We start from the raw sequence: 1,386 nt of genomic DNA, 5'->3' as shown, positions 1-1,386 counted from the left end.
CGACATCATGGCGCTGCAGACCGCCGCGTCGATCGAGAACCTGGCGATCAGCGTCTACCAGACCGCGGCCGGGCTGCCGTTCATCAAGGACGGCAACAAGACGGTGGCCGCGTTCATCGCCAAGACCACCATGCAGCACCAGGCGCACGCCCAGGCGTTCAACGCCGCGGCCACCCAGGCCGGTGGCCAGGCGCAGAACAGCCCCGACCCGAAGTACAAGGCGGTTGTGGACCAGATGCTGCCCAGCATCCAGGGCCCGGCGGACGTGGTGAAGCTGGCCATCACCCTGGAGGACGTGGCCGCGCAGACCTACACCAAGAACGTCTCCCAGGTCTCCAGCGCCGACCTGCGCAAGCTCTTCGCCTCCGTCGCCCCGGTCGAGGCGCAGCACCGCGCGACCCTGCTCGCGGTGCAGGCGTTGCTGGCCGGCAACGCGGCCGACCTGATCACCATCCCGGTCGACCCGTCCAAGCTGCCCGCCGCGGCCGGCAGCGTCGGCTTCCCCGACGCCTTCTACCCGACCACCAACGCCTCCCCGATCAGCGAAGGGGCCGTCAAGTGACGACCAGTACCAAGGGCAGCTGGGAGCTGCCGATCAGCGAGCGCGAACTCTCCCGCCTCACCAAGGAGATGGACCAGGCGCACCAGGAGACGCTGCCCGCCATGCGGGCCAGCGCGCTGGACCTGACCGAGGAGATCCGGGCCCGGCGGGCCGGTGGGCCGCGCGATGCCGGTCGGCGGCGGTTCCTGCTCGGGGCCGGCGGCGTCGGCGCCGCCCTGGTCCTGGCGGCCTGCTCCAACAGCAAGTCGGCCTCCTCCGGTTCCTCCAGCGGACCCTCGATGCCGGCCTCCGGCTCGGCGTCCGGCTCGGCGTCCGGGCAGTACACCGGTGACCTGAAGGTCGTGGCCCTGGCCACCGCGCTGGAGAACCAGGCCGTGGGCGCCTACCAGGCCGCCCTCGACGCCGCCAAGGCCGGCAAGCTCGGCACCGTCCCCCCGGCGGTCGCCAACTTCATCACCACCGCGCAGGCCCAGCACGCCGACCACGCCAAGGCCTGGAACGCGGTCCTCACCGGCGCGGGCAAGCCCGCCATCACGAACGTGCCGCTGTCCAACCAGCCCGCCACCGTGCAGGCCTTGAACACGGCCACCGACGTGGGCACGGTCGCCAAGCTCGCCCTGTCCCTGGAGGACCAGGCCGCGCAGACCTACCTGTTCGCGACCTACAACGTGACCAGCCCCGGCGGCATCGCCACCGCCGCCACCATCGCCACGGTCGAGGCCATGCACGCGGCCATCCTCAACTACGTGCTCGGCCAGTACCCCGTCCCGGACGACTTCCTGCCCACCGACAAGGCCGCCAGCCCCACCCTGCTCACCGTCTGA

The 1,386-nt window shown here is 71.6% G+C and carries 2 protein-coding genes; both read left to right on the top strand.

Translation table 11 applies throughout. The features are described from left to right. On the top strand, positions 1–562 hold a 562-nt coding region (locus ACIQVZ_RS42480; protein WP_402458562.1), incomplete at its 5' end, for a ferritin-like domain-containing protein. After that, positions 559–1,386 (top strand): ferritin-like domain-containing protein, encoded by an 828-nt coding sequence (locus tag ACIQVZ_RS42475; RefSeq protein WP_402458559.1) that lies wholly within the window; start codon positions 559–561, stop codon positions 1,384–1,386. The genes ACIQVZ_RS42480 and ACIQVZ_RS42475, both read left to right, overlap by 4 nt.

It is taken from the genome of Kitasatospora sp. NPDC098663, from assembly GCF_044760075.1.
In the GTDB taxonomy this organism is placed as follows: domain Bacteria; phylum Actinomycetota; class Actinomycetes; order Streptomycetales; family Streptomycetaceae; genus Kitasatospora.
The sequence above is the reverse complement of the archived record's forward strand: the minus strand, read 5'-3'. Positions and strand labels throughout refer to the sequence as shown.